Origin of the sequence: Psychrobacillus sp. FSL H8-0510 (assembly GCF_038008345.1) — a bacterium.
GTDB classification, from domain to species: Bacteria; Bacillota; Bacilli; order Bacillales_A; family Planococcaceae; genus Psychrobacillus; species Psychrobacillus psychrotolerans.
The window spans coordinates 248,172-272,505 of the sequence record NZ_JBBOYZ010000002.1 but is presented as its reverse complement, the minus strand read 5'-3'; the positions used below and the strand labels follow the sequence as shown (position 1 = coordinate 272,505).

General features: G+C 37.1%; 36 protein-coding genes. 30 read left to right on the top strand and 6 right to left on the bottom strand.

The window, feature by feature from the left end; all coding sequences use genetic code 11:
• Positions 1-41: 41 nt before the first annotated feature.
• From MHI40_RS21305 to MHI40_RS21285, 5 genes are all read right to left on the bottom strand, one after another.
• Positions 42-380: a hypothetical protein gene (locus MHI40_RS21305; RefSeq protein WP_340765316.1), complete on the bottom strand. Its 339-nt coding sequence runs from the start codon at positions 378-380 to the stop codon at positions 42-44.
• A complete protein-coding gene (locus tag MHI40_RS21300) occupies positions 377-1,210 on the bottom strand; it encodes a ParA family protein (RefSeq protein ID WP_340765314.1) in 834 nt (277 codons plus the stop codon). Before MHI40_RS21300 ends, MHI40_RS21305 begins: the two co-directional genes overlap by 4 nt.
• A gap of 525 nt (positions 1,211-1,735) precedes the next feature.
• Complete coding sequence (locus MHI40_RS21295) at positions 1,736-2,683, bottom strand: hypothetical protein (RefSeq protein WP_340765312.1); 948 nt, start codon at positions 2,681-2,683, stop codon at positions 1,736-1,738.
• 1,323 nt (positions 2,684-4,006) lie between these two features.
• On the bottom strand, positions 4,007-5,341 hold the full coding sequence (locus MHI40_RS21290) for a plasmid replication protein (protein WP_340765311.1): 1,335 nt from the start codon (positions 5,339-5,341) through the stop codon (positions 4,007-4,009).
• A gap of 13 nt (positions 5,342-5,354) precedes the next feature.
• Positions 5,355-5,684: a hypothetical protein gene (locus tag MHI40_RS21285; protein WP_340765309.1), complete on the bottom strand. Its 330-nt coding sequence runs from the start codon at positions 5,682-5,684 to the stop codon at positions 5,355-5,357.
• A gap of 249 nt (positions 5,685-5,933) precedes the next feature.
• Between MHI40_RS21285 and recD2 the strand changes: the two genes are divergently transcribed.
• From recD2 to MHI40_RS21245, 8 genes are all read left to right on the top strand, one after another.
• Positions 5,934-8,186 (top strand): SF1B family DNA helicase RecD2, encoded by a 2,253-nt coding sequence (gene recD2, locus MHI40_RS21280; RefSeq protein ID WP_340765307.1) that lies wholly within the window; start codon positions 5,934-5,936, stop codon positions 8,184-8,186.
• Positions 8,187-8,248: 62 nt separating this feature from the next.
• Positions 8,249-8,551 (top strand): hypothetical protein, encoded by a 303-nt coding sequence (locus tag MHI40_RS21275; protein WP_340765305.1) that lies wholly within the window; start codon positions 8,249-8,251, stop codon positions 8,549-8,551.
• Positions 8,545-9,348 (top strand): hypothetical protein, encoded by an 804-nt coding sequence (locus MHI40_RS21270; protein WP_340765303.1) that lies wholly within the window; start codon positions 8,545-8,547, stop codon positions 9,346-9,348. Before MHI40_RS21275 ends, MHI40_RS21270 begins: the two co-directional genes overlap by 7 nt.
• 28 nt (positions 9,349-9,376) lie before the next feature.
• Positions 9,377-9,592: a hypothetical protein gene (locus MHI40_RS21265; RefSeq protein ID WP_340765301.1), complete on the top strand. Its 216-nt coding sequence runs from the start codon at positions 9,377-9,379 to the stop codon at positions 9,590-9,592.
• A gap of 22 nt (positions 9,593-9,614) precedes the next feature.
• A complete protein-coding gene (locus MHI40_RS21260) occupies positions 9,615-10,076 on the top strand; it encodes a hypothetical protein (RefSeq protein ID WP_340765299.1) in 462 nt (153 codons plus the stop codon).
• A gap of 78 nt (positions 10,077-10,154) precedes the next feature.
• The gene (locus MHI40_RS21255; protein ID WP_340765298.1) at positions 10,155-10,496 is read left to right on the top strand and encodes a hypothetical protein; all 342 of its coding nucleotides are present in this window, start codon (positions 10,155-10,157) and stop codon (positions 10,494-10,496) included.
• A gap of 11 nt (positions 10,497-10,507) precedes the next feature.
• Complete coding sequence (locus MHI40_RS21250) at positions 10,508-10,765, top strand: hypothetical protein (protein WP_340765296.1); 258 nt, start codon at positions 10,508-10,510, stop codon at positions 10,763-10,765.
• Positions 10,766-10,784: 19 nt separating this feature from the next.
• A complete protein-coding gene (locus tag MHI40_RS21245) occupies positions 10,785-10,967 on the top strand; it encodes a hypothetical protein (RefSeq protein ID WP_340765295.1) in 183 nt (60 codons plus the stop codon).
• A 249-nt stretch (positions 10,968-11,216) separates the two neighbouring features.
• Here the strand turns inward: MHI40_RS21245 and MHI40_RS21240 are convergent, their stop codons facing one another.
• The gene (locus MHI40_RS21240) at positions 11,217-11,567 is read right to left on the bottom strand and encodes a hypothetical protein (protein WP_340765293.1); all 351 of its coding nucleotides are present in this window, start codon (positions 11,565-11,567) and stop codon (positions 11,217-11,219) included.
• Between the two features lie 224 nt (positions 11,568-11,791).
• On the opposite strand from MHI40_RS21240, the gene MHI40_RS21235 reads away from it, so the two are divergent.
• The 22 genes from MHI40_RS21235 to MHI40_RS21130 all read left to right on the top strand — a co-directional run bounded on the left by MHI40_RS21235 (position 11,792) and on the right by MHI40_RS21130 (position 24,334).
• Entirely contained in the window at positions 11,792-12,151 is a 360-nt protein-coding gene (locus MHI40_RS21235; RefSeq protein WP_340765291.1) for a hypothetical protein, read from the top strand.
• A gap of 302 nt (positions 12,152-12,453) precedes the next feature.
• A complete protein-coding gene (locus tag MHI40_RS21230) occupies positions 12,454-12,855 on the top strand; it encodes a hypothetical protein (protein ID WP_340765289.1) in 402 nt (133 codons plus the stop codon).
• A 365-nt stretch (positions 12,856-13,220) separates the two neighbouring features.
• Positions 13,221-13,439 (top strand): hypothetical protein, encoded by a 219-nt coding sequence (locus MHI40_RS21225; protein WP_340765287.1) that lies wholly within the window; start codon positions 13,221-13,223, stop codon positions 13,437-13,439.
• A 42-nt stretch (positions 13,440-13,481) separates the two neighbouring features.
• On the top strand, positions 13,482-13,685 hold the full coding sequence (locus MHI40_RS21220) for a hypothetical protein (RefSeq protein WP_340765285.1): 204 nt from the start codon (positions 13,482-13,484) through the stop codon (positions 13,683-13,685).
• A 172-nt stretch (positions 13,686-13,857) separates the two neighbouring features.
• On the top strand, positions 13,858-14,112 hold the full coding sequence (locus tag MHI40_RS21215) for a hypothetical protein (RefSeq protein ID WP_340765283.1): 255 nt from the start codon (positions 13,858-13,860) through the stop codon (positions 14,110-14,112).
• An 18-nt stretch (positions 14,113-14,130) separates the two neighbouring features.
• Positions 14,131-14,382 (top strand): hypothetical protein, encoded by a 252-nt coding sequence (locus tag MHI40_RS21210; protein WP_340765281.1) that lies wholly within the window; start codon positions 14,131-14,133, stop codon positions 14,380-14,382.
• A gap of 244 nt (positions 14,383-14,626) precedes the next feature.
• Positions 14,627-15,559: a hypothetical protein gene (locus MHI40_RS21205; RefSeq protein ID WP_340765279.1), complete on the top strand. Its 933-nt coding sequence runs from the start codon at positions 14,627-14,629 to the stop codon at positions 15,557-15,559.
• 574 nt (positions 15,560-16,133) lie between these two features.
• The gene (locus MHI40_RS21200; protein WP_340765277.1) at positions 16,134-16,292 is read left to right on the top strand and encodes a hypothetical protein; all 159 of its coding nucleotides are present in this window, start codon (positions 16,134-16,136) and stop codon (positions 16,290-16,292) included.
• Positions 16,293-16,338: 46 nt separating this feature from the next.
• On the top strand, positions 16,339-16,473 hold the full coding sequence (locus MHI40_RS21195; RefSeq protein ID WP_340765275.1) for a hypothetical protein: 135 nt from the start codon (positions 16,339-16,341) through the stop codon (positions 16,471-16,473).
• Between the two features lie 67 nt (positions 16,474-16,540).
• Positions 16,541-16,747, top strand: coding sequence for a hypothetical protein (locus tag MHI40_RS21190; protein ID WP_340765273.1), 207 nt, complete (start codon positions 16,541-16,543; stop codon positions 16,745-16,747).
• 54 nt (positions 16,748-16,801) lie between these two features.
• Entirely contained in the window at positions 16,802-16,933 is a 132-nt protein-coding gene (locus MHI40_RS21185) for a hypothetical protein (RefSeq protein ID WP_340765271.1), read from the top strand.
• A 54-nt stretch (positions 16,934-16,987) separates the two neighbouring features.
• Complete coding sequence (locus MHI40_RS21180) at positions 16,988-17,155, top strand: hypothetical protein (protein WP_340765268.1); 168 nt, start codon at positions 16,988-16,990, stop codon at positions 17,153-17,155.
• A gap of 57 nt (positions 17,156-17,212) precedes the next feature.
• A complete protein-coding gene (locus MHI40_RS21175; protein ID WP_340765267.1) occupies positions 17,213-17,353 on the top strand; it encodes a hypothetical protein in 141 nt (46 codons plus the stop codon).
• Positions 17,354-17,498: 145 nt separating this feature from the next.
• Positions 17,499-17,642: a hypothetical protein gene (locus MHI40_RS21170; protein ID WP_340765265.1), complete on the top strand. Its 144-nt coding sequence runs from the start codon at positions 17,499-17,501 to the stop codon at positions 17,640-17,642.
• A gap of 66 nt (positions 17,643-17,708) precedes the next feature.
• The gene (locus MHI40_RS21165) at positions 17,709-18,110 is read left to right on the top strand and encodes a hypothetical protein (RefSeq protein ID WP_340765263.1); all 402 of its coding nucleotides are present in this window, start codon (positions 17,709-17,711) and stop codon (positions 18,108-18,110) included.
• 55 nt (positions 18,111-18,165) lie between these two features.
• Positions 18,166-18,351 carry a hypothetical protein gene (locus MHI40_RS21160; RefSeq protein WP_340765261.1) on the top strand — a complete coding sequence of 62 codons (186 nt, stop codon included), beginning with the start codon at positions 18,166-18,168 and terminating at the stop codon, positions 18,349-18,351.
• 73 nt (positions 18,352-18,424) lie between these two features.
• Positions 18,425-18,667, top strand: a complete 243-nt coding sequence (locus MHI40_RS21155) for a hypothetical protein (protein ID WP_340765259.1) — start codon at positions 18,425-18,427, stop codon at positions 18,665-18,667.
• 67 nt (positions 18,668-18,734) lie between these two features.
• Positions 18,735-18,884 (top strand): hypothetical protein, encoded by a 150-nt coding sequence (locus MHI40_RS21150; protein ID WP_340765257.1) that lies wholly within the window; start codon positions 18,735-18,737, stop codon positions 18,882-18,884.
• A gap of 196 nt (positions 18,885-19,080) precedes the next feature.
• Complete coding sequence (locus MHI40_RS21145; protein WP_340765255.1) at positions 19,081-20,721, top strand: DNA cytosine methyltransferase; 1,641 nt, start codon at positions 19,081-19,083, stop codon at positions 20,719-20,721.
• A gap of 180 nt (positions 20,722-20,901) precedes the next feature.
• Positions 20,902-21,426, top strand: coding sequence for a signal peptidase I (gene lepB / locus MHI40_RS21140; RefSeq protein ID WP_340765253.1), 525 nt, complete (start codon positions 20,902-20,904; stop codon positions 21,424-21,426).
• Positions 21,427-21,532: 106 nt separating this feature from the next.
• Complete coding sequence (topB, locus tag MHI40_RS21135; protein ID WP_340765251.1) at positions 21,533-23,689, top strand: type IA DNA topoisomerase; 2,157 nt, start codon at positions 21,533-21,535, stop codon at positions 23,687-23,689.
• Positions 23,690-23,857: 168 nt separating this feature from the next.
• Positions 23,858-24,334, top strand: coding sequence for a hypothetical protein (locus MHI40_RS21130; RefSeq protein ID WP_340765249.1), 477 nt, complete (start codon positions 23,858-23,860; stop codon positions 24,332-24,334).

Below are 24,334 nucleotides of genomic sequence, written 5' to 3'. Positions count from 1 at the left end.
AAAAACTGCGTCGAATGGAAAAAAGACCTTGGATAGTAAAACTAGTCCAGGTCTTCAGGTAAATTATTATCGATAATATCGAATGCGGCTCGTATAGCGTAATTGATAAAGTCACTGCGTTGCCTAGATAATCCAAGCCAATCATCTAGTCGATGCTTGAGGTCCGCATCTAATTTTAAGCTTGTAGAAATACGCCTTTTAGGTACTTTCGGTTCGAAATTCCTAAGTTTATCAAAGGTGTGTATACCCTCTTGGGTTATAGTAGCAAAATTTTCAGGGTTGAAGAAAGATTCTGATGCAAATTGCGTTGCTCTACCTTTTGTTGATTCTTTTGCTTCTATTTCATTAATAACCTTATGTTTTTCCATGGTTATGCTCAAACCCCCACCGTCTCCTTCTGTACGACCCGTGTTTTTAATTCTTCATAGAAGTCTTCAAAAGGCTTCACCGCTTCATTAAGTTCTTTATTCTCCATAAAACCATAGATCGGGATACGACCAACTTTTGCTTTACGGGTAATAATGGTTTTGAATACAGCGTTGGGATATTCTTCTCTGATTTTCTCATTGAAGTATTTAGAGTCCCCGCGTCTTACGTCATTCAGTGTCCGCAGAATTCCCACCATTTCTACATTCCAAGGACTTGTCTGTCTCGCCATGTCTATCGTTAGAAAGAAATTCTCAATAGCGGAGTGACAAAATTTGGAGCTCTCGTACATCGTGATAACGTAATCGCTTGCATAGAGTGCATTCGTTGTCTGCTCAGACAGTGCTGGGGGTGTATCTATCAATATATAGTCGTAGTGATCACGCACCTTGGATAATACCGTGTCTAAGTGTGCAAAGGGAGAACCTGTTGGTCTTTTTGTTTGAACCACGCGTTTTTCATGGGAGAAGTCGGTGTATTTCCCTGTGTATAACCATCTCGATAATAAAGAAAGGAAGTTGTTCGCTGGTAACAAATGCAATTTCTCATCTATAATCCGTATTTTGTTTCCTAGATCCTTATGGACAATAGCTTCGTATACGGAGCTGCCAATAAACTCATTAGCTTCAACTCCACTTAACATCTCACTGACATTTCCCTGCATATCCATATCTACAACCAGTACCTTTTTTCCTTCTCTAGCCATCAAGTATGCCAAAATACCAGTGGTGGTAGTTTTGGATACTCCGCCTTTTTGAAGACCAAGCGTAATAACAATACCCATTGCGAAATTCACTCCTTCTTTCGAATTTCACCAAATATATCACGCCTAATTACTGTAATTCAATATAATTCCTTCCTCAAATACCGACAGACCATGTCGCACCATGCCACTAGTTGACTGGTTGTGACAGATGCCAACGAAAATAGACCGGAATCTATTAAGATGCCGGTCGGGTTATACAATATTTCCCAAATACTCGGAAAGGATATGGTTGATTGTGCAGAATGATTAGGGATACTCTCTATCAGACACTTCTATATTTATTTTGAGATGCTGAGATATTATCTAGTATCCCCTGCTTGGTGACTGAAAAATCCGCTTTGCTCGTATCTATGAGCGGCCCGATTAAGTATATGTTCTATATATAATCTTAAAAGATGTTATTAGGCATCACTGGATGATTATTCCATACTCGGAGATCATTCTAATCTAGACTCGAAAGTATAGAGATATAGGTGCGTATGGCATCTCCTATAGAAATTATAAGGTTAAACAATATTTACTAAATGGTATTTCAAAATACGATTAGATTTCTGCAGGAGACTGTTCTATACTCTTTAGTCGTTCACTTCTGAACTTAAGGATATAGTTAGAACGCTTCACAGCATCTTCTACGCGTTTCCCGAATAATCCGACCTTGGTTGTTTTCTCTGACTCATCTAGTGCATTCCATGACTCAATTGCTTCTATCTCAATTTCATGAATACGGCTCATTGCTTCGTTGACGGCATTTTCTTTTGTTTGGAGTTCTTGTTCTTTTTTTGCCTTTTCATCCTCAACAGAGGTGTCTGGTTTTTTGTTTTCTAGAAGGAGCTGTTCTGCTGTTTCCAATTTCTCTTTGTAGGCATCTTCAATAACACCGACATGATTTCGAATCTGTTCCTCAATATATTCAGGCTTTACTTCGGGATAATAGTAACCAGCCTCTTCATCAAGGACCATATTTATTGAATCACTATTAAAGAATCCCTTTAAGATTTTATCGAATATTTCATTTTGATTATTGGTTTGTAAGCCAGATTTACTTGATGAACCTTGTTCATCCTTGACTGGAATAGCTTCTAGGCCAAGTTGTCTTTTTAGGCCTCGTACACCGTATTTATCTTTCAATAAGAGAATCATCCACAATTTAAAAACAGCAAGTAAATCAAAACGATAAGCAACTGCAGAGGCAACATCATTGTCTTTAAATATGTAATCTTGTAAAGGTTTCACATAATATCGTAAAGAGCTTTCATTCTTGTCAAATACTTTACAAACTTGCGATGTAGTATAAAAGATCTTGTCTTCAATAGTGGCAAAACCATCTTCTATGAGTGTTGAACCAAATAGATCATCTTCTAAGCTAGTATTTTTTATAATGTGGTATAACGGATCAGCAGCCAGTAGTTCTTTTATTTCTTCTACGCTAACCTTTAACTTAATATCTTGGTCTGCTCCATGTAAATTTTCGAATGAATAGTTATTGCTCATTTATAGTCCTCCTGTCCTTCTGAATATTGATTCCTTGTTGTTTACAAGGTTCAACAACCATCGACTCTATTCTTAATTATATCCTATTATACTTGAGAATTCATCATGTTTCAATCTAATCATACTTCATGTTGTATTCTGCTCAGTCCTATTCTGTCGTGCTTTTGACAGTAATTGCTTTAGTTTTGTTTCAATCCTATCCAATTAAGGGGTGAACTATAACATCTCTAAATTCCAATAAGAAAAATACACTAGTATTGACAAGGAACGACCGTCTTAATGTTAATTTAGATTCATAATAACTTCTATGCCGTTCTGTTATGAACCAAACAGAAGTATAAACAAATCAGTTTGTGACTGGTTGTGTTATATATAGCATAATTATAAATTAATCTCGGTCCAGTTATATTCAGTCATCATTCGATTCTATCAACTTTAGTTTATTTATAATGCAATTCAATCCCGATATATTTGTAATATTAAGTAGAATAGAATCTAATTTAAATCATTTATCGCTAAACCTGTCTTATAATAAACCATATTTGTTTCTATTCAATCCCATGTTAACCTCAAATGAATTCAATTAGCATCAAAATAAGTCCAATCCTGTTTAATGCTGTTTTAATATAAATTGTTTTAAATCCTTTTCAATTCAGTTGGATCACAAAATGGTTTACTTATAATGCAATCCCGTCCGGTTTTGTAATACTTTGGTTTAATAATGCTTCATTCCTGTCCTATTTTGTAGAATCATGATTCAATCCTATTTCAATCCATTCCGGTTTTATGAAAATGAGGTTTAAAATTATTAAATAGGCTGTTTTAAGCATTTTTAAATATTACTAAGTTGACATCCGAGAGGTTGGGAAGGCGTCAATTTGGGCGTTTATTTGTTAACGCTTTTTTTAGATGACTTATGACATTTACTTTAACGGTGGATAAATGAGTTTGCAGAACAGGAAGGTTTATTAGAAAACTGGTTTAAATAAGGAAGGAAAGGAAGGAGAGGTAAATTAAAGCTATCAAGTTGATTTTCACCCAGATGTGTATTGGGGAGTTCACGTTACACGGATTGTATTTAGAAAGAAGAGTATGAATTGTCGTCATTATAGTTAAGAAAAACAAGTGTTATGCTTTTCTGCAATGCAACAAAGGGGAGAAACCGTGGTGTTTTTAACAAGGGCATCATAGATACCATTTGTGAATTTTATATAAAAGAGACTACTAACTCTAGCGAATTAGTAGTCTCTTAACACTTAAATTCTTCCGCAACAACCAGAACTAGGTTATCACGGAAACTCGATAGTGTCGGTTCAGGAATATTTATTTGTCAAACAAGTTTTTTATTAAGCCTTTACCAGTTGATTTTTCAGTGTTTTCTTCGGTTTTTCGTTTTCTACCAAACAAGTCTTGACCAGGTTGCGGTATTTTCTTTTGGCGAGTAATAGATTCGCTGCTTCCAAACAGATTTGGTTTGTTTGCTCTACGTTCTTCTTCGAGCTTTATCTTTTCAGCTACTAACTGATCTTTCAATAAGGCAATTTCTTGAATACGAGTAGGGAGGTCAAGCCCAGCGTACATTGCATAAAGATAAACAGGTGATTTAGATTGTGTTTCATTCGGCTTTACGGAATTTTTGTAACCGTATTGGGCGATTGGTTTTTCAGAGGCAGTAGCAGAAACCTTTTGAATTACTGCTTCGATTCGTTCGATGAAGCTTAGCTTGAACACTCGATTAGCCATACTGTTCTCAGCAAAGATGCTTACTGCAAGCTTATCTGCGTATTTCAGCTCGTAGCCCCCTGACAGGACACCTTCGACGAGCATGTTCTCTACATGCTGTTCATAATTATAAGACTTTGCATCGACGATTTCAGTGGCATCCATCGTAGCTTTTGCAATATGCAATACGCCTGGCGTGCTTATGAGATTTATAAATTCAGAAGAGTCGAAATTAAACTCAGCAACTGGCTTATAGCTTGCTGTAACTACATTCATTTCATGTAGCGTTTCGGCTATAAATCTATTAGCGTGTCGAATATAGTCACCAACAGGTGCATTCTTGTGTGATTTCTCAAATTCTTGATATAGTTTCTGATTGTCGACAAATATAATAGAGCCAAAGCTATCCATGAATTCTTCAATTGTTTTCAATCTCTTCATTGCATTTTCGAATACGTTCAGACCCTCTGAGTCACGTGGAAGAGTTAGTATTAAACCGAATCTCCCGCCGTAACCTTTTTCAATGACCATTTCCAAAGCATTAATAACAGTCCCAGTGCCTGTTCCTCCGCCTAGTCCAGCGACTACCCAGATGAAATCATGACCATTAAATATCTTGTCGAATTCCTCGCCGATCACTTCAGTAGAAGCATCAAACATCTCTTCACCGATTTCTATATCTCTTCCTGCTCCTTGGCCATTGCCGATTAATAATTTTTTGGTTTTAGGATTTGTCGTCTTGATAGTCGCCATGTCAATTCGGCTCGTATTTACAAAAAGACCGGAATATGGATAGATAGGGTGACCATCTCCAAGTTTAATGTTGGCACAGGCTGCAGCTATTGAACCGCCAGCCATTCCCAATCCAAAAAATCCAAATCTTGAGCTCACAGAAAGTGCCTCACCTTTAGTTAGTCTGCTTTTTTCCATTTGCATGTTTATCTCTCCTTTAGTCTTTGTTAATAAAGTCGGCGAGGCGATGCCCCAGTTCCGATACCGAATAGATTCTTACACGGCCTACTTCTTTCACATGTACCAAGCCTGCTCCCTCTAATCGTGCTGTATTCATATCAAGTGAATGACGAGAATGAATTAATGGCCCAGTTTCCATAAATCTCTCAGGGAAATTAAGCTCATATAGTTCATTTGCTGCTTTTTTTAGTTCTTCTTTCGACATTGTTTCTTCTCTGTCAACAAGTGAGGCCAATAAGATTCGACTCTCTTTCGACAAATTACTCGCGAGTATATGGAGCAAGTCCTCTTCCTCTAGTTTCGACACGATTCACCAACTTCCTTCTTTTTTCATTGCGAAATACACTTCGCAATGAATGCGGATTTACTAATATTATTAATCATATCGAATAATGCATATTGTTGTCAACCCTTCGTGTGTCTTACGATTTTCTATTGCAACAATACTCCACGCAATAACAGACGCAATGATTGCGAAATAAAGATTTGCAAAAAAACCTAAATATATGTATACTATAGTATATAATATGACAAAGTGTTTACAGGAGGCGAAAAAATGGCGACATTTACAATAAAAAGGATTATGAAGCGAGATCCATTATCATTATTCACCGTTGCTAGCATTGAGTTTATCGAACAACCCGATGGGTCAGCACCAACGAAGGACCATAAGGTAGTTGGGGAGTTTATGTCGATTTTTGAAGGTGATGACTTTTCAGCGGATGGCGAATGGGTTGATTCTGGCAAGTATGGACACCGCTTTCAAGTAAAACAGCCGAAAAAGCTAATGCCACAGACGAACAAAGGAATGAAGAAGTTTTTGAAAAAGCATGTGCAAGGGCTAGGTGTCACGATAGCAAGTCGAATTGTGGACCAATTTGGCATCAATTGTATGGAGGTCATTGAGAAACAACCGGAAAAGCTGTTGGAAATTCAAGGCATGACTAAAGCAAAGGCAGAACAAATTCACACAGATATGGTCAAGCATAAAAATTTTGAAGAAGTTGCTCTATATATGTTGTCAGTTCGCGGAAACTTAGAGATTGCGAACCATTTATATACAAAATTCGGGGATGAAGCTGTTCGAAAGGTCCGTTCGAATCCGTATATTCTTGTTGGTTCGTGTGATGTCGATTTTCATAAGGCAGATGCAATTGCTGATGCAATGGGAATCGACACGCAGAATGCCAATAGAATTAGAGCAGGTATTCTTTCTATGCTTGAATCCTACGCGAAACGTAGGGGAGACTTGTTCCTGCATAGTCGAGAATTGGAGCACTCGCTAGCAAAATGGATCAATTCAACATCGTTTCGACACAAGCTTTCGGAAACAGAGTCACTTCGACTAGCAAAAGTCGGTGTCGAGTTTTTATTGAACACAGGTGAGATCCTTAGAGATTTTGATGAAGAAGAAAACGAATGTATTTATTTGAAAATATATCATCGGATGGAGTCAGGTATTGTCAGCCGAATGAAACATTTGGTCTCTCAAGAGAGAGGGTGGTTAGTTTCTCCGCAAGATGTGACAGCATGGGTAGAGAAACAAACGAAGAAAACTGGTGTCGGTTTCGCAGAGGGTCAAAAGAATGCTGTCGTTATGGCGTTGACGAAAGGTGTCAGCGTTCTGACGGGGGGACCAGGAACAGGGAAGACGCATACTGTTCGAGCCGTTATTGACTGCTTAAAACAGTACAGACCTAGTGCAGTTGTTCATTTGCTGGCACCGACAGGTAAAGCGTCCAAAAGAATGGAAGAAATGGCTAAGCGTCCAGCATCTACAATACACCGTGCCTTAAAGTATGGCAGTGAACAAGAAGGAAACGTGTTAATCGAGGGAGATTTAGTAGTTGTAGACGAAACATCAATGATGGATGTCTTTATTTGTCATTCACTGTTAACCGCTATTGACGAAGGGGTGTCAATTTTATTTGTTGGCGACGTAGATCAGCTTCCTTCTGTTGGTCCAGGGCTAGTATTAAAAGATTTCATCGAATCGGGTCGTATTCCCACCACTGAATTAACAGAGGTGTTCCGTCAGGCACTCGATAGTCAAATAATCACAAATGCGTACGCCATGAAACGTGGCTTGACGACAGAAGATGTTGGTGGTATTTCATGGAACAACGAGAAAGGTGATTTTTTCTTTATAGAAACAGACAATAATCACAAGAAAATTCAGGACTTTCTAATTAAATCCATACAAAAGCTTTTAAAACAAGGGAAGCGTTTAGACGACATTCAAGTATTAACTCCAATGAAGCGAGGAGAGTTAGGGGTATGGTACTTGAATCAAACACTGCAAAAGGTATTTAATCCAGATGGAAAAGGTGTTGAAAACCCATTCGACAAAGGCTCTTACTTTAGAGAGGGCGATAAAGTAATTCATATGGCCAATAATACTGATCTTGATGTAATGAATGGTGAAGTAGGTAAAATACTTGAGATAATCCGACATAGAGATCATGGGACATTGGTTGCGGTCGAATATGATGATGAAAAGGTAGTCGAATATACATTAGAAGATTTGGAAGAGTTAGAGCTTGCTTATGCTATGACTGTTCACAAGAGTCAAGGCAGTGAGTACCCAGTAGTCATTATGCCATTTCATGAGATGGGCGAGAATATGCTGAACCGAAATCTGGTGTATACGGGATGGACACGAGCAAAAGAGTTGATTATTAATATAGGATCCGTGGAGATTATGAACAAAGCTGCATTAAAAGTAGAACAAACCAATCGAAATTCGCTAATTGGTCGCAAGTTGCGTCTGGCGATTAATAATTTCGATAGATTCAGCAAGTCTAGTTAGGAAGTAAACCGACCAACTTCTCCTTCATTAGGAGAGGAGGTTGTTCTAAGGAGGGAATTCGTATGAAAAAAAGACAAACCAAGAAAAATGAAAAGAAATACCTTCCTTTTATGGTGGACGAAGCAGCGTTCTTTTGGATGACGCAGGATGAGATTGCAAAGGTTATCGCAGATGCAGATGTATTCCGAAAAAAATATTTCTTTAGGAAAAAATATAGTGATTTAAAAGAAAAACGAAAAATGATTATCTATTGTCCAAGGCCTGTAAAGTCAGAGATGAAACATATCGAAAACATTGCTAAAAGAGTTAGGAAAACAGAAAAGGTAACGAGAGGAAACAGTAACACAGGTGGTATATTATGGTGACTATTGAGACTATTATCATATTAGCAATAATATTTACTGGATTTTTTGCTGTAGCCTTATCATACTTTAGCCTAAGTACTATTCTCATTACAATTTTCGGTATTACGGTGTCTATACTTTTGTCTTATTTGGCCTACAAACTATATTCAATAAATAGAGGAAATATCGAGGATCAAACTCAGCAGACAGAAAAACATGAGGTTTTACCGTTACTTGTTAAAGTCTGGGATAAATTAGATGATGGAAAACTATATGTTTCCAGAGAAGATATTGAGCATTTAGAAATTAGAAAGAAAACACGAGAGTTTGTATTTGGATACCAGAAAGAAAAAAAACTATCAGAGGAAAAATCAACTCTTTTCATGCTCGGTGGTCATCCGTATAAAGCAACAGAAAAGTCAAAGGAAGAATTAGAAGGAGACAATTTCGAAATGACTGCAAAGTTGCTTTCAATCAGTCATCAATCCTCTATAGAATGGTTATTAACTAAAGAAAAGATTGATTTGTCTGTTTCATTAGTATTATTTAAGTTCCAACCCGCTCTAATGAAAATTCACATTATTTTAGAGGACAGTGAAGAAAATGAGATAACACTTGGGTTAGATGCTAGGAAGAAGATAGAGGATCTATTGAGCCCTCTTTTAGATGAACTCTATAAAATGAAAGTAAAAGAAGAAAAAACAGCAGCCGAACTACTGAAATCTTTTCAAAATAAAGTAAATGAGAGTTATTCGAATGATTTAGAGGTCGAGTTGGTATTGTCAGGTCTAAAAGACGTAAAGATGCCAACGAAGTAGTTTTGGTGAAATGTGAAAAGGGGCAGATATGATGAAAACATTGGAACAGGAAGCCATCAGTAAACAAGCAGATGAAAACTTTAAAAATTGGAAAGTCGCATACGATTCGCTGAAGAAAATGATCCTAGAAGCATCGGAGGAACAGCTGGAAGAGTATATTCAGATTTCATTAGAGATGTCTTCCGATTCTAATGAGACAGAGTTGCGGAAATTCTATCAAGATATACGAGATGGGAAAAGATGAAATCATAAGAGGAGGGGGAAATATGAAAAAGCTTAAGATGTGGGGCATCCTTGTAGCTTCAATTGCTTTTGTAATAGGGACTTTGTTCTTAGTATTGGTTTCACTAAATCATCTAGGAACGACTACGAAAAATATAACAGCGGACAGAATAGAGGCGTTTGAGGCTTCTATTGTTGAAAATTTTGAATACAACCATGAAGAGAAATATGAAATTACAGATAAGTATACAGGAAGAGTCAATGCAGGCATGCTAGCTACCTCAAGTGCATACTATTTGGTTGGTTTGAAAGGTGAGGAAGTCTTTAAATTAAGAGTTCCCTCCGAATTGTACTATCGGACGATAGTTGGAGAGGAATTGACTATTCAAGAAGGAGATATTGAAGTTGAAAAAACTATAGGTCATTTCGTAGACCTGGATCATTACGAAGCTGCATTAACATCAGATGGAACAGGCGTAATTTACAGTTCCTTAATAGAAGAATAGGTAATAAAAGCAAAACGTCAAATGTGCTGAAAATAGCCAAGCAAAACACCTGAAATAGTCATATAGGAGAGAGCAACGATGGAAAAGTATGGACTATCGGGTTACTTAGCCCAAGATGGAGTGTGGTACCCATGTGGATATCAAGAGCATTGTGACAAAGCAGTCGAGTTAGTGAAAATCTATCAGCTAAATGACCATGATTATAACAACATTGCCATGTCTGTTGAGTTTATTAAGTTTGGCACTGCTCCCTGGGCAGATAAAGAAGGTTCAAGCATATGTCATGTATTTATTGATTGTTCTAGGAACCCGACAGAAGCACAAATAGAGTGGTTGCGTAAAAATATTGTTCGTGCGACAGATAAGCAAAGAAGAGAGGTAGAACTGACTTTTTCGGCCTTTTATCAGTTATCACTTTAAGGAGGAACCCTATGTATTACGACGATGAAAAGTTTAATACACTTATTGAAGCCTATCCAGACGATCCTGTCGTGATGCCGAGAAAATTAGATGGAACTATTGATTATGAAGCAGTACAGAGTCTACCAAAGACCACAAGGGAGGAAAAGATTGTTTACTGTGCTTTATGTAATAAGATATTCGGGACCCATATCTTCGCGACCTATGCGAAATATTCCGATGACAAGCTTCAAAACGAAGTAGAAATATTTGAGATGTTATGGCCATAACTATTAGGAAAGGTTGAGTGTGAATAAGATGCAAAACCAAATAGCAATGAAATTAGACGGCGTGCTCCTTAAGTCTGATGGCACAGATATAACTTGGCAGGAATTCGTCACTGTATTGGAATCAAATGGGCTCGAATATACAGGGCAAAGCCTATTAATAGATGAGAGTGGGAACATTAGTGTGGAGAAACCGCGGAGATAATATATGAGAGGGAGCTTTGCATGCTGACTTGGGGAGTAATTTACTTGTTGGTCTCAATAGTGATATTAATTAATTTGTTAATAGAATATAAGATAGGATATCTTAGCTATGAGGCAATGGATATAGCTATGTTTTCTTCAATGACAGTATGTCTTATAGTAGGTACAAGTATATTGTTGACATAACTTTAAGATTAAGGAGCAGATATTGCTCCTCTTTTTCATGCTTAGAAGAACATCTCATTAGATATTAAATTTCGCCCCCACAATAAAGACGAAAATGGTCACCTTCCAGTTTTAGGCTCGCTTTTCCGTATGAGAAGTCACATCCAAACTTAAAGAATTCGTCAAGTTGCCAAATTGCTTGAGAGAGCGAAAGTTCGATTGGTTCACCCATATGTCTATCGCTGTTTGGAACTACTAATGAATGAACAACACCATTTTTATAGATCATGAACCCCTCTAAACCACTTCCATCTTCGTGTTCTTTACAATGAGGGTCATCAAACCACACAATGTTTCCTTCTAATAAATGTTTCTTGATTTTATAGTGTTTGTCTAAAGGTTTGGTTCTGCATCCACATGGTTGATTGGTAATCATTATACCTGCTCCTTTTTGTTTAACTTTTACAAAGTATTTCTAAAATGAAAGGATTCTATTCAATGAGAAAACGTAGTGGAAGAACAACACTTTATCGAGTTGATTAGGACTAACCTATTGCGTAGTTGCTTTTGTTTTATTGTTCGGAATAGAACTGCATATACTAGGGAGTATTCATTCAAAAGGAGCAGTGCGAGGCTGCTAAATAAAAGGGAGGCAATAAGATGGTAAACAAAGCAATTGTTTCGGCACATATTTGGAAAGGTGAAGATGGGGAGAACGAGGTAGAGATACTTGATATAATACATGATGATCATAATCATACAGGGATATTTGATGATATCGACCACGCTTTATTAGAGCAAATCACACCTAATTATGTTCCAGAAGTAAAATATGACCTAGAGTCGGAATTAAGCATAGTAATAAAAGACAATCTACAAGCATCAGATTACTACTTTATGGCGATAGTAGAAGCAGAATTTGTTACTAGTGGTGGGTTTGAATATGTCGAGCACGACATCGAATATGAGGTTACAGAAATTAAATCAATAGAGGATGTTAGTTCGAACTTTACTAAATGAAGAGAAAAGAGAAGAGTTGTCAAGGGAAGCAAAACATTGCTTCTTTTTTTGTGCATTAAATATCTTCCTATTAGTGGAGCTTCATTATTAATTAAGAACAGGAGTCCTTTAAGGCATCTTTTTCTTATGGTCTGGAAGGTACCTGCATAGAATACAAGGATTATAAAAACATGGTGCAGCTATATGGTTGCTTCACAAAAGGAGTGGTCTAGGATAATCTACTTGATTATGCCATTAAGAGAATTACTGGTCAATGTACCTGGCCAATTAGAGCCATCAGATGTAAAGGGGAGAAATTAGCGATGGATGTACGAATTTTCGAAACAGTAAACGGTGGAAATTTGGTTGTCATCAGTAGGAAGTCAGCGGTTATTTTTGAAGCTGAAGAAACGATCGGTAATCAAGGCTTGAAATTCATCTTTGAATTTGGAGAAGAAACATTCTTAGAGTTGGTTGATTATCTCCAGACAGTGTCAAACAAGTCGTGGAGCAACTTCGTCCCTACCGAATGCAATAGCTGCGGTTCGGATTACTCGGAGTATTATGATAGAGCACTGGATAACAATGGATATTTAGATTTCCGTGAAAACACCTTACGTATAGAAAGACCAACGCTCGAGAGTACGAAATTATATCAGTTTAATAAAAAGAAAATGGAATCATTTGTGTACGATTTGAAGAAGGTTTTAGGGAATGGAGTGTAAACGATGAAAAGCGAATATTTCTCCACGTTGAAAAAGGGAAAAAGCATAAAAGTGAAGATACCTAAACGGAATCTGACACCGCCAAAGAAGAAACGTTTACGAAAAAAGAAGTTTTGGCTATATTGTGGAGATTGCAAAAGGTGGTTCACAAAATATGAACATAATGGATTTGCTTATTTTTCAGTAGGAAAGGTAATAACTAAATACCTTTGTCACAGCTGCGATGTTCAAAGATTTAGAAGTGATAAAAGAAAAAAGCAGTAGGAGAGAAGTATAAAAGTCAAAACTCTCAATAAAGACTGCTAGGAAAAGAAAGAAAAGGAAAGGAATTGATTATTAGATGGCTCATATAGAGGGATTAATAAGTGTTAGTCAGTCTAAATGCAGATTTTAATACGGGGGGAATTGTTCAATTGAAAAGGAAAAAAGGTATTTTGATGTTTATATGCTTGCTGCAGATAGGATGCTTGTTTATATATCTTGGAGTTAGAACCGAATTGTCTAAAGATGCACAATTGCTAAGCAAGGAAAATCAAGAACAACTAAAGAGTGTAAACGAACAAATAAATGTGTTATTCCCTTAAGAAGTGAAAACTCACATTCCAGAAATAGAAAGGGGTATGAAAATGCCGGTGCCATTTACGAATATGGAGGATATTGTTTATTGTCACAATGAGGAGATAGCGAAGGAAATCTTTGAGTTTTTATTAAGTAAAGGCTATCCATTAGGCATGTCCGGCTCTCAGATTGAAACAGGGACACATGGAATGCAAGTTGTGAAACGTATTGATGTGTATAAAAGTAAGAAAAAGGAAAATTCTCTAAAATAGAATTACACATTTTACAGAGGCGTCCTTATGGGCGTCTTTTCTTATGGTTAGGAAAGTAACTGCATAGAATAGAGGGCATCAAATTAAACAGGAGCAGCTTATCTGCAGATTCGGAGGTAATTGAATTATAAGTGCAATTATGCAGAAATAAGAAATGGAGGAATAAATACGTATGGTTACTATAAATACAAATTTAAAAGATATAACAGGAACAACAATTAAATTAAATGACATATTAGAAGACAATGTACCCTCTAAAGGGATTGTAATGTTTCATGAAGGTGAATTACTCCTTACTACCAATTTTGAAGGAAGAGACATACAATCAACGGACACCGCCGACAAGCTGGACCAGGCATTAGTAGACGATAATCACATGAGAATCATTGGGAATGTTGTCGACAATCTATTAAACGTATTTAATTGAGGTGAGGAGGAATAGATTATGGCTTCATCGAGAGAAGAAATTAAAGGATGGCTAGAAAGAGGTCTGGAGCAGAGGTCTACGCATGTAATCATTGCTGTGGATACGTGGGATCATGAAGATTATCCTGTCTATGTTCATGCTTCTGAAAGTGTTCGTGAAAAAGCGGATAGTTATGATGGCAGCGAAGTTCAAATTATGGAAGTTTATGATTTATCCAAGGATATTAATGAACAATTAAACGAAACAAGATCGTGGAATTTTGGCATTTAATCGTAATGGTAAGGAGTTTCTGGCTATGTATGACGGAATAAATTGACCAAAAGGAGGGAAGCAGAACGTTGCTTCTCTTTTTTTGCAGGAAATATCTCTCTATTAGCGGAATCTCAATATTAATTTGAAGGAGTCCTTTGAGGGATTTTTTAATTATAGTTCGGAAGGCAACTGCATAGAATGCAAGGATTATAAAAACATGGTGCAGCTATATTGCTGTTTCGCAAAAAGGAGAAGTTTATATATGAATTTTGTATTGGTAAAAGAATTAGAAAAGAATGAATTTATTACGGTTATCGTAGAAGACCAAATGAGTAAGGATCAATTATTTGATGACGCGGAGAAAAATGGCTGGATATTAGTAAAAGAAGCTGAGCAAATCGTTGTCTATGACCTAGTTAGAAGGTTTTCGATGAATGGAGAAGAATTTGATGAACCTGCTTATCTTCCCGATGAACAGAAAACGGTTGAATCTATTCTAGAAGCATTGCTTACCGAAGCATCTTTCACATCGCAACAAGAAGAAGTAGAAGCGTTTCTTAAAGGAGATTCATCACTAGAAAAAGTGTTGCTAGAAAGAAAGGTTAAAGACTTGGAATCAAAAGTAGCAGTTTTGCAGGATTACAAAGATCAAACGGTATGGAGGCTTACGACTGAGGACTTTATTAGCATAGCGGTCGATGATAAAGGACTAGACCTAGATGAAGCAGAAGTTTTAGTTCTAGATCATTTCAATATTGAAAATTGGGCTGATTATGTTTCCTTATTTCTCGATGGAAAAATTGAAGAAACAAAAATGAAAAAAGAAAATGTGGATAATGAACCAGGTTTTAATTGCCCCAAATGTTCTAGCGAGGATACAGAAACATGGCTTTTCGAACGAAAGCAAAACTGTCTTGATTGCAAACATGAGTTTACATTAAGTGAGAAATTGGCACAAGAACTTAAAAAAACTCGTGGTGTTGAAACGTATATAATGGTGTGGCAAGGGGAAGAGGAAAAGTGGTATTACTTTATTGATGAATTTGACAAGGATCAGTTTACAGATGGATACGTTGATTACTACGTAGAGGTGGAAGAAGGATTAATTATTGTGGATACTTATTCGCCAGCAAACGAGGGTAAAGTATTCACACTGGCTTATGATTCAGCTTTATGGGAGCTTAGTTCGAAATGAATATTCCAAAAAAAGGAACAGGGGAAATAACCATATAAGATGAGTTGCACGAACACTAAGACGTCCTTCAAGGCGTCTTTTTCTTATGGTTAGGTATGCATCTGCATACTATATAACGTATTAATTAAACAGGAGCAGTAATGCTGCAAGGAGGAGGAATTAGTAATGAAGAAAATGGCGAATAGAATTTGCAATAATAAGGATTGTAAGGATGTGAAATTGTCAGTTTTAAATGAAAATGAAGACCCAATGTCTCTTGTTTGTGAAAACTGCGGGAGAAAACACAAGGCATTAACAAGGTACGTATTATGTGCTTGATTATACGACACAACAAACCCTAACTACCTTTGTCGAATGTGGTGGGTATTCAACAGTACCCCTCATAGATAATACTGACGGGTGCTTTTGATAGACATGGAAGTAAAAGCAGAGCATTTATATTTGAAATTTAGGATAACGAAAATTTAGCTCGTTTTAATAAAGCTATATGTGAACTAATTCATAAATTATCTTCATGAATGCAGAGGAATTAGCTTCAATAAAAGTTCCAAGTATAAGAATTGGAGGCATTATTTTGAAAGTAGAGAGAAATAAAGATGATATGAGTGTTTGTAATGACTGTTTAGACAGGCATGTATGGGCAGAAACAATAATTGTAATCGGAGGTATGAGCCTGAAGCTTTGCCAACGTTGCAGAAAAGAGTTAATGACACAGCTAATTGATAAATTGTAGCACGTTGCTGTAGACACAAAAAGTGAGATAAGGAGTTGAAAATAAAATGGCATTAGAAATAGCTAAAATATGTGAACTTTGTGATAAACACTACTTTGCGAGCGAATCTTCGGCAGAGCATGACAAAAACACATACTGCTCTAAAGAATGTGAAGAAGATTATTCTAACGCAAGAGACTAAAGCACAATTCGGTTATGCGTAGTGGCAGTGTACACCTAATGTGCAGCAACTAATAGGAGGAAATAGTATGAATGCATTACAAGGTATGATGAAATTAGAAAAGTTGCGAGATGAAGTATCGGCTTTGGAAGAAGCAATCCGTGTAATGGAGTCTAACAAGTCAGACTCTCACTTTATCCGAATTGTTTCTGAAATTAAAACATACAAATCTGGTTATCAAAAAGAATTAGAAGATACACTCAAGAAAATAGAATTACCAAAACAATTCTACTAAACAGTTCGACCATACGTAGTAACAGTAGACACATTATGCGAAGGAGGAGAAAGCGTGGATAAAGAAAAAATCATTGCTCTTTTAGAAAAAGAGATTGAATTTGCAAAAAGTATTAACGCTCACTATCAGCTAATTTTCGGGTTACAACAGGCAATAATAGTTATTAAAAGAGAAGAAGCTAACTAAACCGTTCGACCATACGTAAACGTAGACACATAAAGAGAAGTAGGAGGAATCCACATGAAGCTAATAGACCACTTAAATATATATTTTGGAACTGAATATAAGAATGTAGCGGAGTTCATAAAAGACATTAAAAAAGGGGATTTAAGTGACGATTATGAGAATGCAGAAGAAAAACTAAATCACGTGCTAATATTTCTAAATTCAGTTAGCAAAAATATCTGATACGCAGTTCGACCATACGATGTGGCAGACACGCATACAGTAAAGGAGTGATTTTGAATGGACATTAGAGAAGAAATAAGAAAACAACTGGAAGGATTAAGCCAAGATGAGATAATCAAGGTCTTCCGTGAAGCGGGGTTTAATGTATCAAAAGGAACAGGTGAAGTAAACATACAAGATGACTTGCACGAATACTAAGACGTCCTTCCGGGCGTCTTTTTCTTATGATTCGGAAAGCAAATGCATAGAATGTCATGTATTAAATAAACAGGAGCAGTTTACCTGCATGTTAAGCAATTGAGTAGTTTTTGCTGAACAAGAAAAGGGTGAAGACACATTGAAAATGTATAGTTGGATAGCGATTTTATGTTTTGCATTGGTCATATTTGGCGGCATAGTTAAAGTAAGCATTTTAGCTGTAATCGGTATGGGCTTGGTAATGTTCTATGTACCTTTCAACATGAACGACAAATTAAAAAGAGAATGAAAACTACTATCATTGTAAAAAGTTGGAAGTTTAATGAACTAAAAAGGGAAAGAAAGGTGGATTCGTATGTTGGAATTAGAAGTCTATCACGGTTGTAAAAATCACGAAGATAAAAATGACAATGTTGTATTCTTCTCTTCGGAAAAATCGTTTTCCGAAGACTATGGAGAAGTCGAGGTGTATGTATTAACGCTAAGTCTACCGTTTGATACTTCTTCCAGAGTCCATATTAATGAGCTATTGGAATCCGTTCCAGTACTAGAAGATTTTTATACTGGCGAAACCTTTTACAATTTTGAAGAATTACAGACAACGGGGGTGTTATATCAAGATACTTGGGAGATTTTCGAACACCTTATACCTCAGGTCCAGTTTTTAGGCTATGACGGGATGATTATTTATGAAGGTGGCGTGGAAAACTTTATTAGTTTTTATTCTAGACAATACAAGAGACTTATAGCCTCGTAAGCTTAGAATGCTAGGCCGCGGTTCACACATAAAGCGAGGTAAAGGAGCAATAAAAATGGGACTATCGATTGCGATGTCAGAACTTAGAACAACACGATTAACATTGGTAAATGACGTTAAATGGTGCATTGAAATGGTACAGGAGTTAGAAAGCGGTAAAATGGAGACTTTCCATACGAAAGAACAATTGATAAGTGAGTTAAAAAGTGTGTTAGAAAGTGTATATGGCAATATTAATTAACTTTCGTAACACACAGTTCGACCATACGAAGTAGCAGTAATCACAAACTATGAATTAGAGAGGAAGATTTATTATGAAGCAAATAGACGATTTAATGGCTAAGTTACGTGGGGAGTTTTCTACGAGAATGGATGATGACGACATTGTTACTATCTTAGAGACCCTTCAAGAAGTAGATGAAAAGGTCTCAAAATTAAGATATGTATTAGAGTCTTGTAAATACCATGCAGAAAACATAATTGGAAAAGAGTACGGTGAATCAATGGATGCAGATGATATTGTTGAGGAAGTAAATGAAGTCTTGGAAGAAAGTTGACTATCGCACAGTTCGACCATACGAAGTAGCAGTAGACAACAAAATGCGAAGTAAGGAGTGTTAGAAATTGAATTTTAAATTTAAAGTTAAAGGTAACAAAATGAAAGAACCTGTTGTTATTGAAACTACTGGTAATACTAGTTTACAAGCCATATTCAAAGCAAAAGAAGAAGCAAATAAACTGAATTTAGAATGGGATGAAATCGAATATATTTAAGTCGTCTTTCGACCATAAAGCGTCGCACTAGACACATTGACTAAGAGGTTACTGGAAAATTGAGTAACCTTGCATAGTTACTGGCAAATCGAGTAACAAACGAGAAATAGAAAAGAAGAGAGAGTTGCAGCTATTAGCCGACTCTCTTTTTTTTGTCCAGAAATCTCTTTTTGTAAGTTCAGCCGAACTGCATAGAATGTATAGAACCATCAAAATTGGAGCAGTTCAACTGCATATTAAAAGGAGAGATGACTTAATGTTCATCAAATCGAGAAAAGCTAAGAATTCAAAACGTGGTATCTACCTACAGGACAAACAATTGAGAAATACTTCCTTCCAACCTGGAACTTCTTATAAATATATCATCGACGTGCAAGCGAAAAAGGTGGTTATTGTTCCATCAGAAGATGGTAAGAATGTTGTATCTAAAAGGATTATGAATGATGGAGTTAAACCAGTCATTGATATTCGCAGTAAAGAAGCACTAGCGGTATTTGACGGTGCAGAGTTCTTACAAGTAGAGATCAATGATGACGAAATCGTGGTTAGTGGCTATGTGCAAGATGATTCGATTAATGACTCGCTAGTTTCGACGGTTAAGAAGAAAGCGAAGAAGTTATTCTCTTCTGCCTCGAAGATTATCGATATTCAAGATATCCTTCGCGTTAAAAAATTAGTCGAAGTCAGAATGTCCAAGCAAGAACTAGACCAAGTAGTCGGAGCTGTAGGTTCATTTGAACAGCTATCCATCTTTGACTATGCAGATGGTGGTGCATTTTCTAGCTCTTCCGTTCAGAATACAAGGCAGTCCCTAAAAGATTTAAAAATACCACTACAACTGATAAGTTTGTTCAGTGGAGCAGGGATATTGGATGTAGGGTTTCAAGAGGCAGGTTTTGATGTAGCGTTCGCATTAGAATTGAACGAATCAGCCGCTGAAACTTATCGTCAGAACATTGGTGATCATATTCATACAGGAGACATTACAGAGTTTGACAAAAGTCGCTTTAATCAAATAGGTTCTCCAGTTGTTATTGGCGGTAGTCCTTGCCAAGGATTTTCTGCTGCAAATAGGAAAACGAATTTTTTAGACAATCCTAACAATATGCTGGTTCGCCATTATATTGATTCCATCAAAGCCAACAAAAATTGTCAGGTGTTTGTCTTAGAGAATGTTCCTCGTATCCTCACAGCAGGAGATGGGAGATTTAAAGAAGAGATCTATGAAGCTTTGTCAGAGTTCGAAATCACTTCTGGTGTTCTTTCAGCCGCTGAATTTGGAGCAGCTCAGGATAGAAAAAGAGCATTCTTTATCGGTTCTAAAATTGGCAAGATAGACTTGCCGAAACCTTTGTACACAAAGGACAACTATATTACAGTTCGAGAAGCATTTGAAGGGATCACAACCGACCTTCTGAATCAAGGAGATTATAGTAAAGGAAAAGCAGATACCATCGCTCGTATGAAGCATGTACCTCAAGGCGGAAATTGGAGGGATATTCCAGACGAATTAAAGACAGGGAAGATGAAGTCAGACAAGACACATAGTTCTGTTTATCGACGTCTAGCATGGGATGAGCCTGCTATTACTATTGCAAATCCAAGGAAGTCCAATATTACGCACCCAGAAGAAAATAGAATTTTATCCGTTCGGGAATGTGCAAGACTCTTTGGACTATCAGATAGCTTTGAATTTAAAGGAACCTTAGCCTCAATGCAGCAGCAGATTGCAAATTCTGTTCCTGTGCAATTAGGAAAGGCTATTGCAATGGAAGTGAAGAAAGCTATACAGCAATTTAACATACGGAACAAAACTGAAAGTTTCAGTCTGATCTAAAAGAGGAGGGGATTTCCCCTCTTTTTTTGTTGGAAAAGATTTGATTGAGTACGAAGAGAAGTTAATTATTTTGGCGATTATATTCGAGTTTTGAATCAGTTTTGAATCAGTTCTGTAAATTATATTTGACAAAATAATGCCGAAGTGCTATAATTATAGTAACGAAAAGGGGTGAAGTGTATGAAGGGTAAAGAAAAAAGTCGATTTCACTGGAGTAAACATTATAGTGGGTGGATTTGGATACCAAGGATAATTGTTGTCTTCTTGATCCTTCATCTCTTCATTGGCATGGGAAGAGTTCCGTCTGCTTCGATGGAACCTACTTTAAATGTGGGAGATTTAGTACTATATCAGAAAAAAACGGATTCCTACGAGATTGGAGAGGTTATTCGTTTCCAAGTAAACGGTGAACAAATGGTCAAACGCATAGCTGCTGCTCCTGGAGATGTCATAGAGACAGATGGTATTAGTATCTGGATAAATGGGATTGATTATACAGGGGTTTCCATACAGGAAGACTTGTCAAACCCATTAAGCGAAATAAAACTACAGAAAAATGAATACTATGTGATAGGCGATAATCACGGTAACTCGATTGACTCAAGAATTTATGGGCCAGTAAAAGTGGAAAACATAATGGGAAAAGCTTTCTGGAAGCTCATGCCTTTTGGCAATATCGAAGATAGAGAGATACCGCAAGAGTGAACCTTTCACGAAACATATGGACGGAACCAATTGGGAACCGTTCTTTTTTTGTGGGAGACTGACTACTAGTTACAAAAGTCGCAAAAAAACAGAGGGGTGGATATATATGGGTAAGGTAGCAATTTTAGCTGAAAAGCCAAGCCAAGCAAAAGCGTACGCTGAGGCCTTTACTTTGAAGCATCGAGATACAGTCATGATAGAGTTGGAAAAATGTTCAACATTCCCTGATGGGGCTATTATTACATGGGGAATTGGACATTTAGTTGAGCTTCAACAACCGGAGGAATATGACCCAAAATGGAAAACATGGAGAATGGACACATTGCCTATATTGCCTGCAAAATACAAGCATAAAGTGGCAAAAGGAAAAGTAGCTCAGTTTGAGTATATTAAACGTTTATTTAATGATCCGTCTATTGAGACACTTATAAATGCGGCAGATATTGATAGAGAAGGGTCGAATATTTTCTACAGTATCTTACAGATGACAGGCGTAAAGAATAAGACGGTTAAGCGTTTATGGATAAACTCACTCGAAGCTGATGAAGTTCGTAAAGGATTTAATAATCTTCATGACAACAAGAAGGATTTGATGCTATACGATGAAGCAAAAGCTCGTCAAATTAGTGATTGGTTAGTCGGCATGAATTTCTCGCGTCTTTACACCATTCTAATGAAACAGAAAGGTTTTGACGGCGTCTTACCAATCGGACGTGTCCAAAGTCCGACTATTTATCTGATATATGAGAGACAAAAAGAGATTGCTAATTTTGTAGCAAAACCATTCTATGAACTTGAAGGACAGTTCAAAGCAAAGAATGGCGAATACAAAGGGAAAGCGAAGATTAAAAGCGAGGATAAGAAAGAAGTAGAATCGCTGATGAATAAGCATGGTATTACAGGAGAAGAAGATGGTTCTGTTCACTCTGTTACTAAAAAAGAAAAACGAGTAAAATCGCCAAAGCTCCATGCCTTATCTACTTTGCAAGCGGTGGCCAACAAGCGATGGAAGTATAGTCCTGCGAGTGTATTATTAACAGTGCAGAATTTATATGAGAAAAAGTTGCTATCATATCCGCGAACAGACACGCAGTTCATCACAGAAAATGAATTTGCGTATCTTGTGAAAAATCTTAAGGGATATATGGACATTGCTGACGCTAGATTCACGCCTGTTTCTACTAAGCCTAATAAACGGTATGTAGACGGAGCAAAAGTATCGGAGCATTATGCTATTATTCCGACGAAGATGTTGCCTAAAGCAAACGAGCTTGCCAAATTAAGTACAGAAGAAAATAATATCTATTTTGAAGTGCTGAACACTACACTCGCTATGTTCCATGAAGATTATGTATATGAGGAAACAAAGATAATCACAGAGGTGAAAGGATTACAGTTCGACACGACCGGTAACACTGAAGTTAGTAAAGGGTGGAAGGCTTTGTTCCCTGTAGAGAAGAAAGGAAACGGAGACCAAGCTCTGCCGATATTAGTCAAAGGAGAGTCAGTTGATGCTAAAGTAGGTATTCGTAAAGGCATGACCTCTCCTCCTAAGCCCTATACCGAAGGGGAACTGATTAACATGATGAAAACATGTGGTAAAAACCTCGAAGATAGTGAAGAGGGCGAAATAATGAAAGAGGTTGAAGGATTAGGGACAGAAGCTACGAGGTCGAATATTATTGAGACGATCAAGAAGCATGAGTATATCGCTGTGCAAAAAAACATAGTTTCCGTAACAGATAAGGGAATTGTCCTTTGCGAAGCAATAGAAGGAACGTTACTTTCTAGTCCATCCATGACAGCTAAATGGGAAACCTATCTGAAAAAGATTGGAAATGGCAATGGCTCCAAAGACTTGTTCTTGGGTAACATCGGCAAGTTTATTCAAACAATGATTGAAGAGGTTCCAACGAAGATACAAGGGGCTACTTTCACTAATACAAGCACTGGCAAAACATCTGCTGGAAAATCAGGTGGAGCAGAGGGAATCGCCTTATGCCCGGCATGTAAAAAAGGAAAGCTGTTTTCCCATAAGACATTTTATGGTTGTACGGAATATAAGGGTGGCTGTAAATTTACCCTACCGACAGTCATGTTAGGAAAGAAGCTAACTCAAAAGAATATTAAGGACTTATGCGAAAAGGGGAAAACGGGACTTGTTAAAGGAATGACATCAAAAGCCAAAAAACCGTTCGATGCCATACTCAAATTAGAAGCTGGTTCTATTAAGTTTGAGTTTCCTGAAAAGAAAATTAGTTAATGAGAGACGTCCGAAAGGGCGTCTTTTTGTGTGTGCTGAATCGAAGAAGGATTCTCTGCATAGAATGGACTGGTTAATTAAATGGAGTGACGAGGTCACAGGTAAAAAGGAAAGTAGCTCAAAACATCCTTAATTGCATAGAATGTATGGAAAGGGAGGTTATCAGGAATGACAGAAATAATCCTAACACTGATCGTGGTATTTGTTATACTATCGATAATGGTATTTTTGCTCAAATTGTCCATTAAGTTGGCACTTGGCATTGCAGTAGCAGTTATTCTCTTCAATGTGGCATTCATTTGGGGTCCACAGGAAACGATGGAAAAACTCCATTTGTCTGAAATCTTAAATGACGAAGCTAGTCACAAGGTAGAGGGAGCCTTGGCATCGTTTACTTCCAAACGAGATAGTACGGGAGTGATAGATTCTGAGAGCTTGAGAAGAGTGATGGAGACAAGCAAAGAGAAAGCTGTCGAAAAAAGCGGTGATTTGTGGAAAAAACAGTTGAAAAAAGACTGGTCCACCTATTTTGAAGGCTTAACAAAAGAAGAAATTGATATAGCCATCGAAGACACACGCGATATTTGGTCAAATGTGTTCACTCAGAAAGAAATGGAAGAGATTGCAAATGGTGCAATCCAGTAA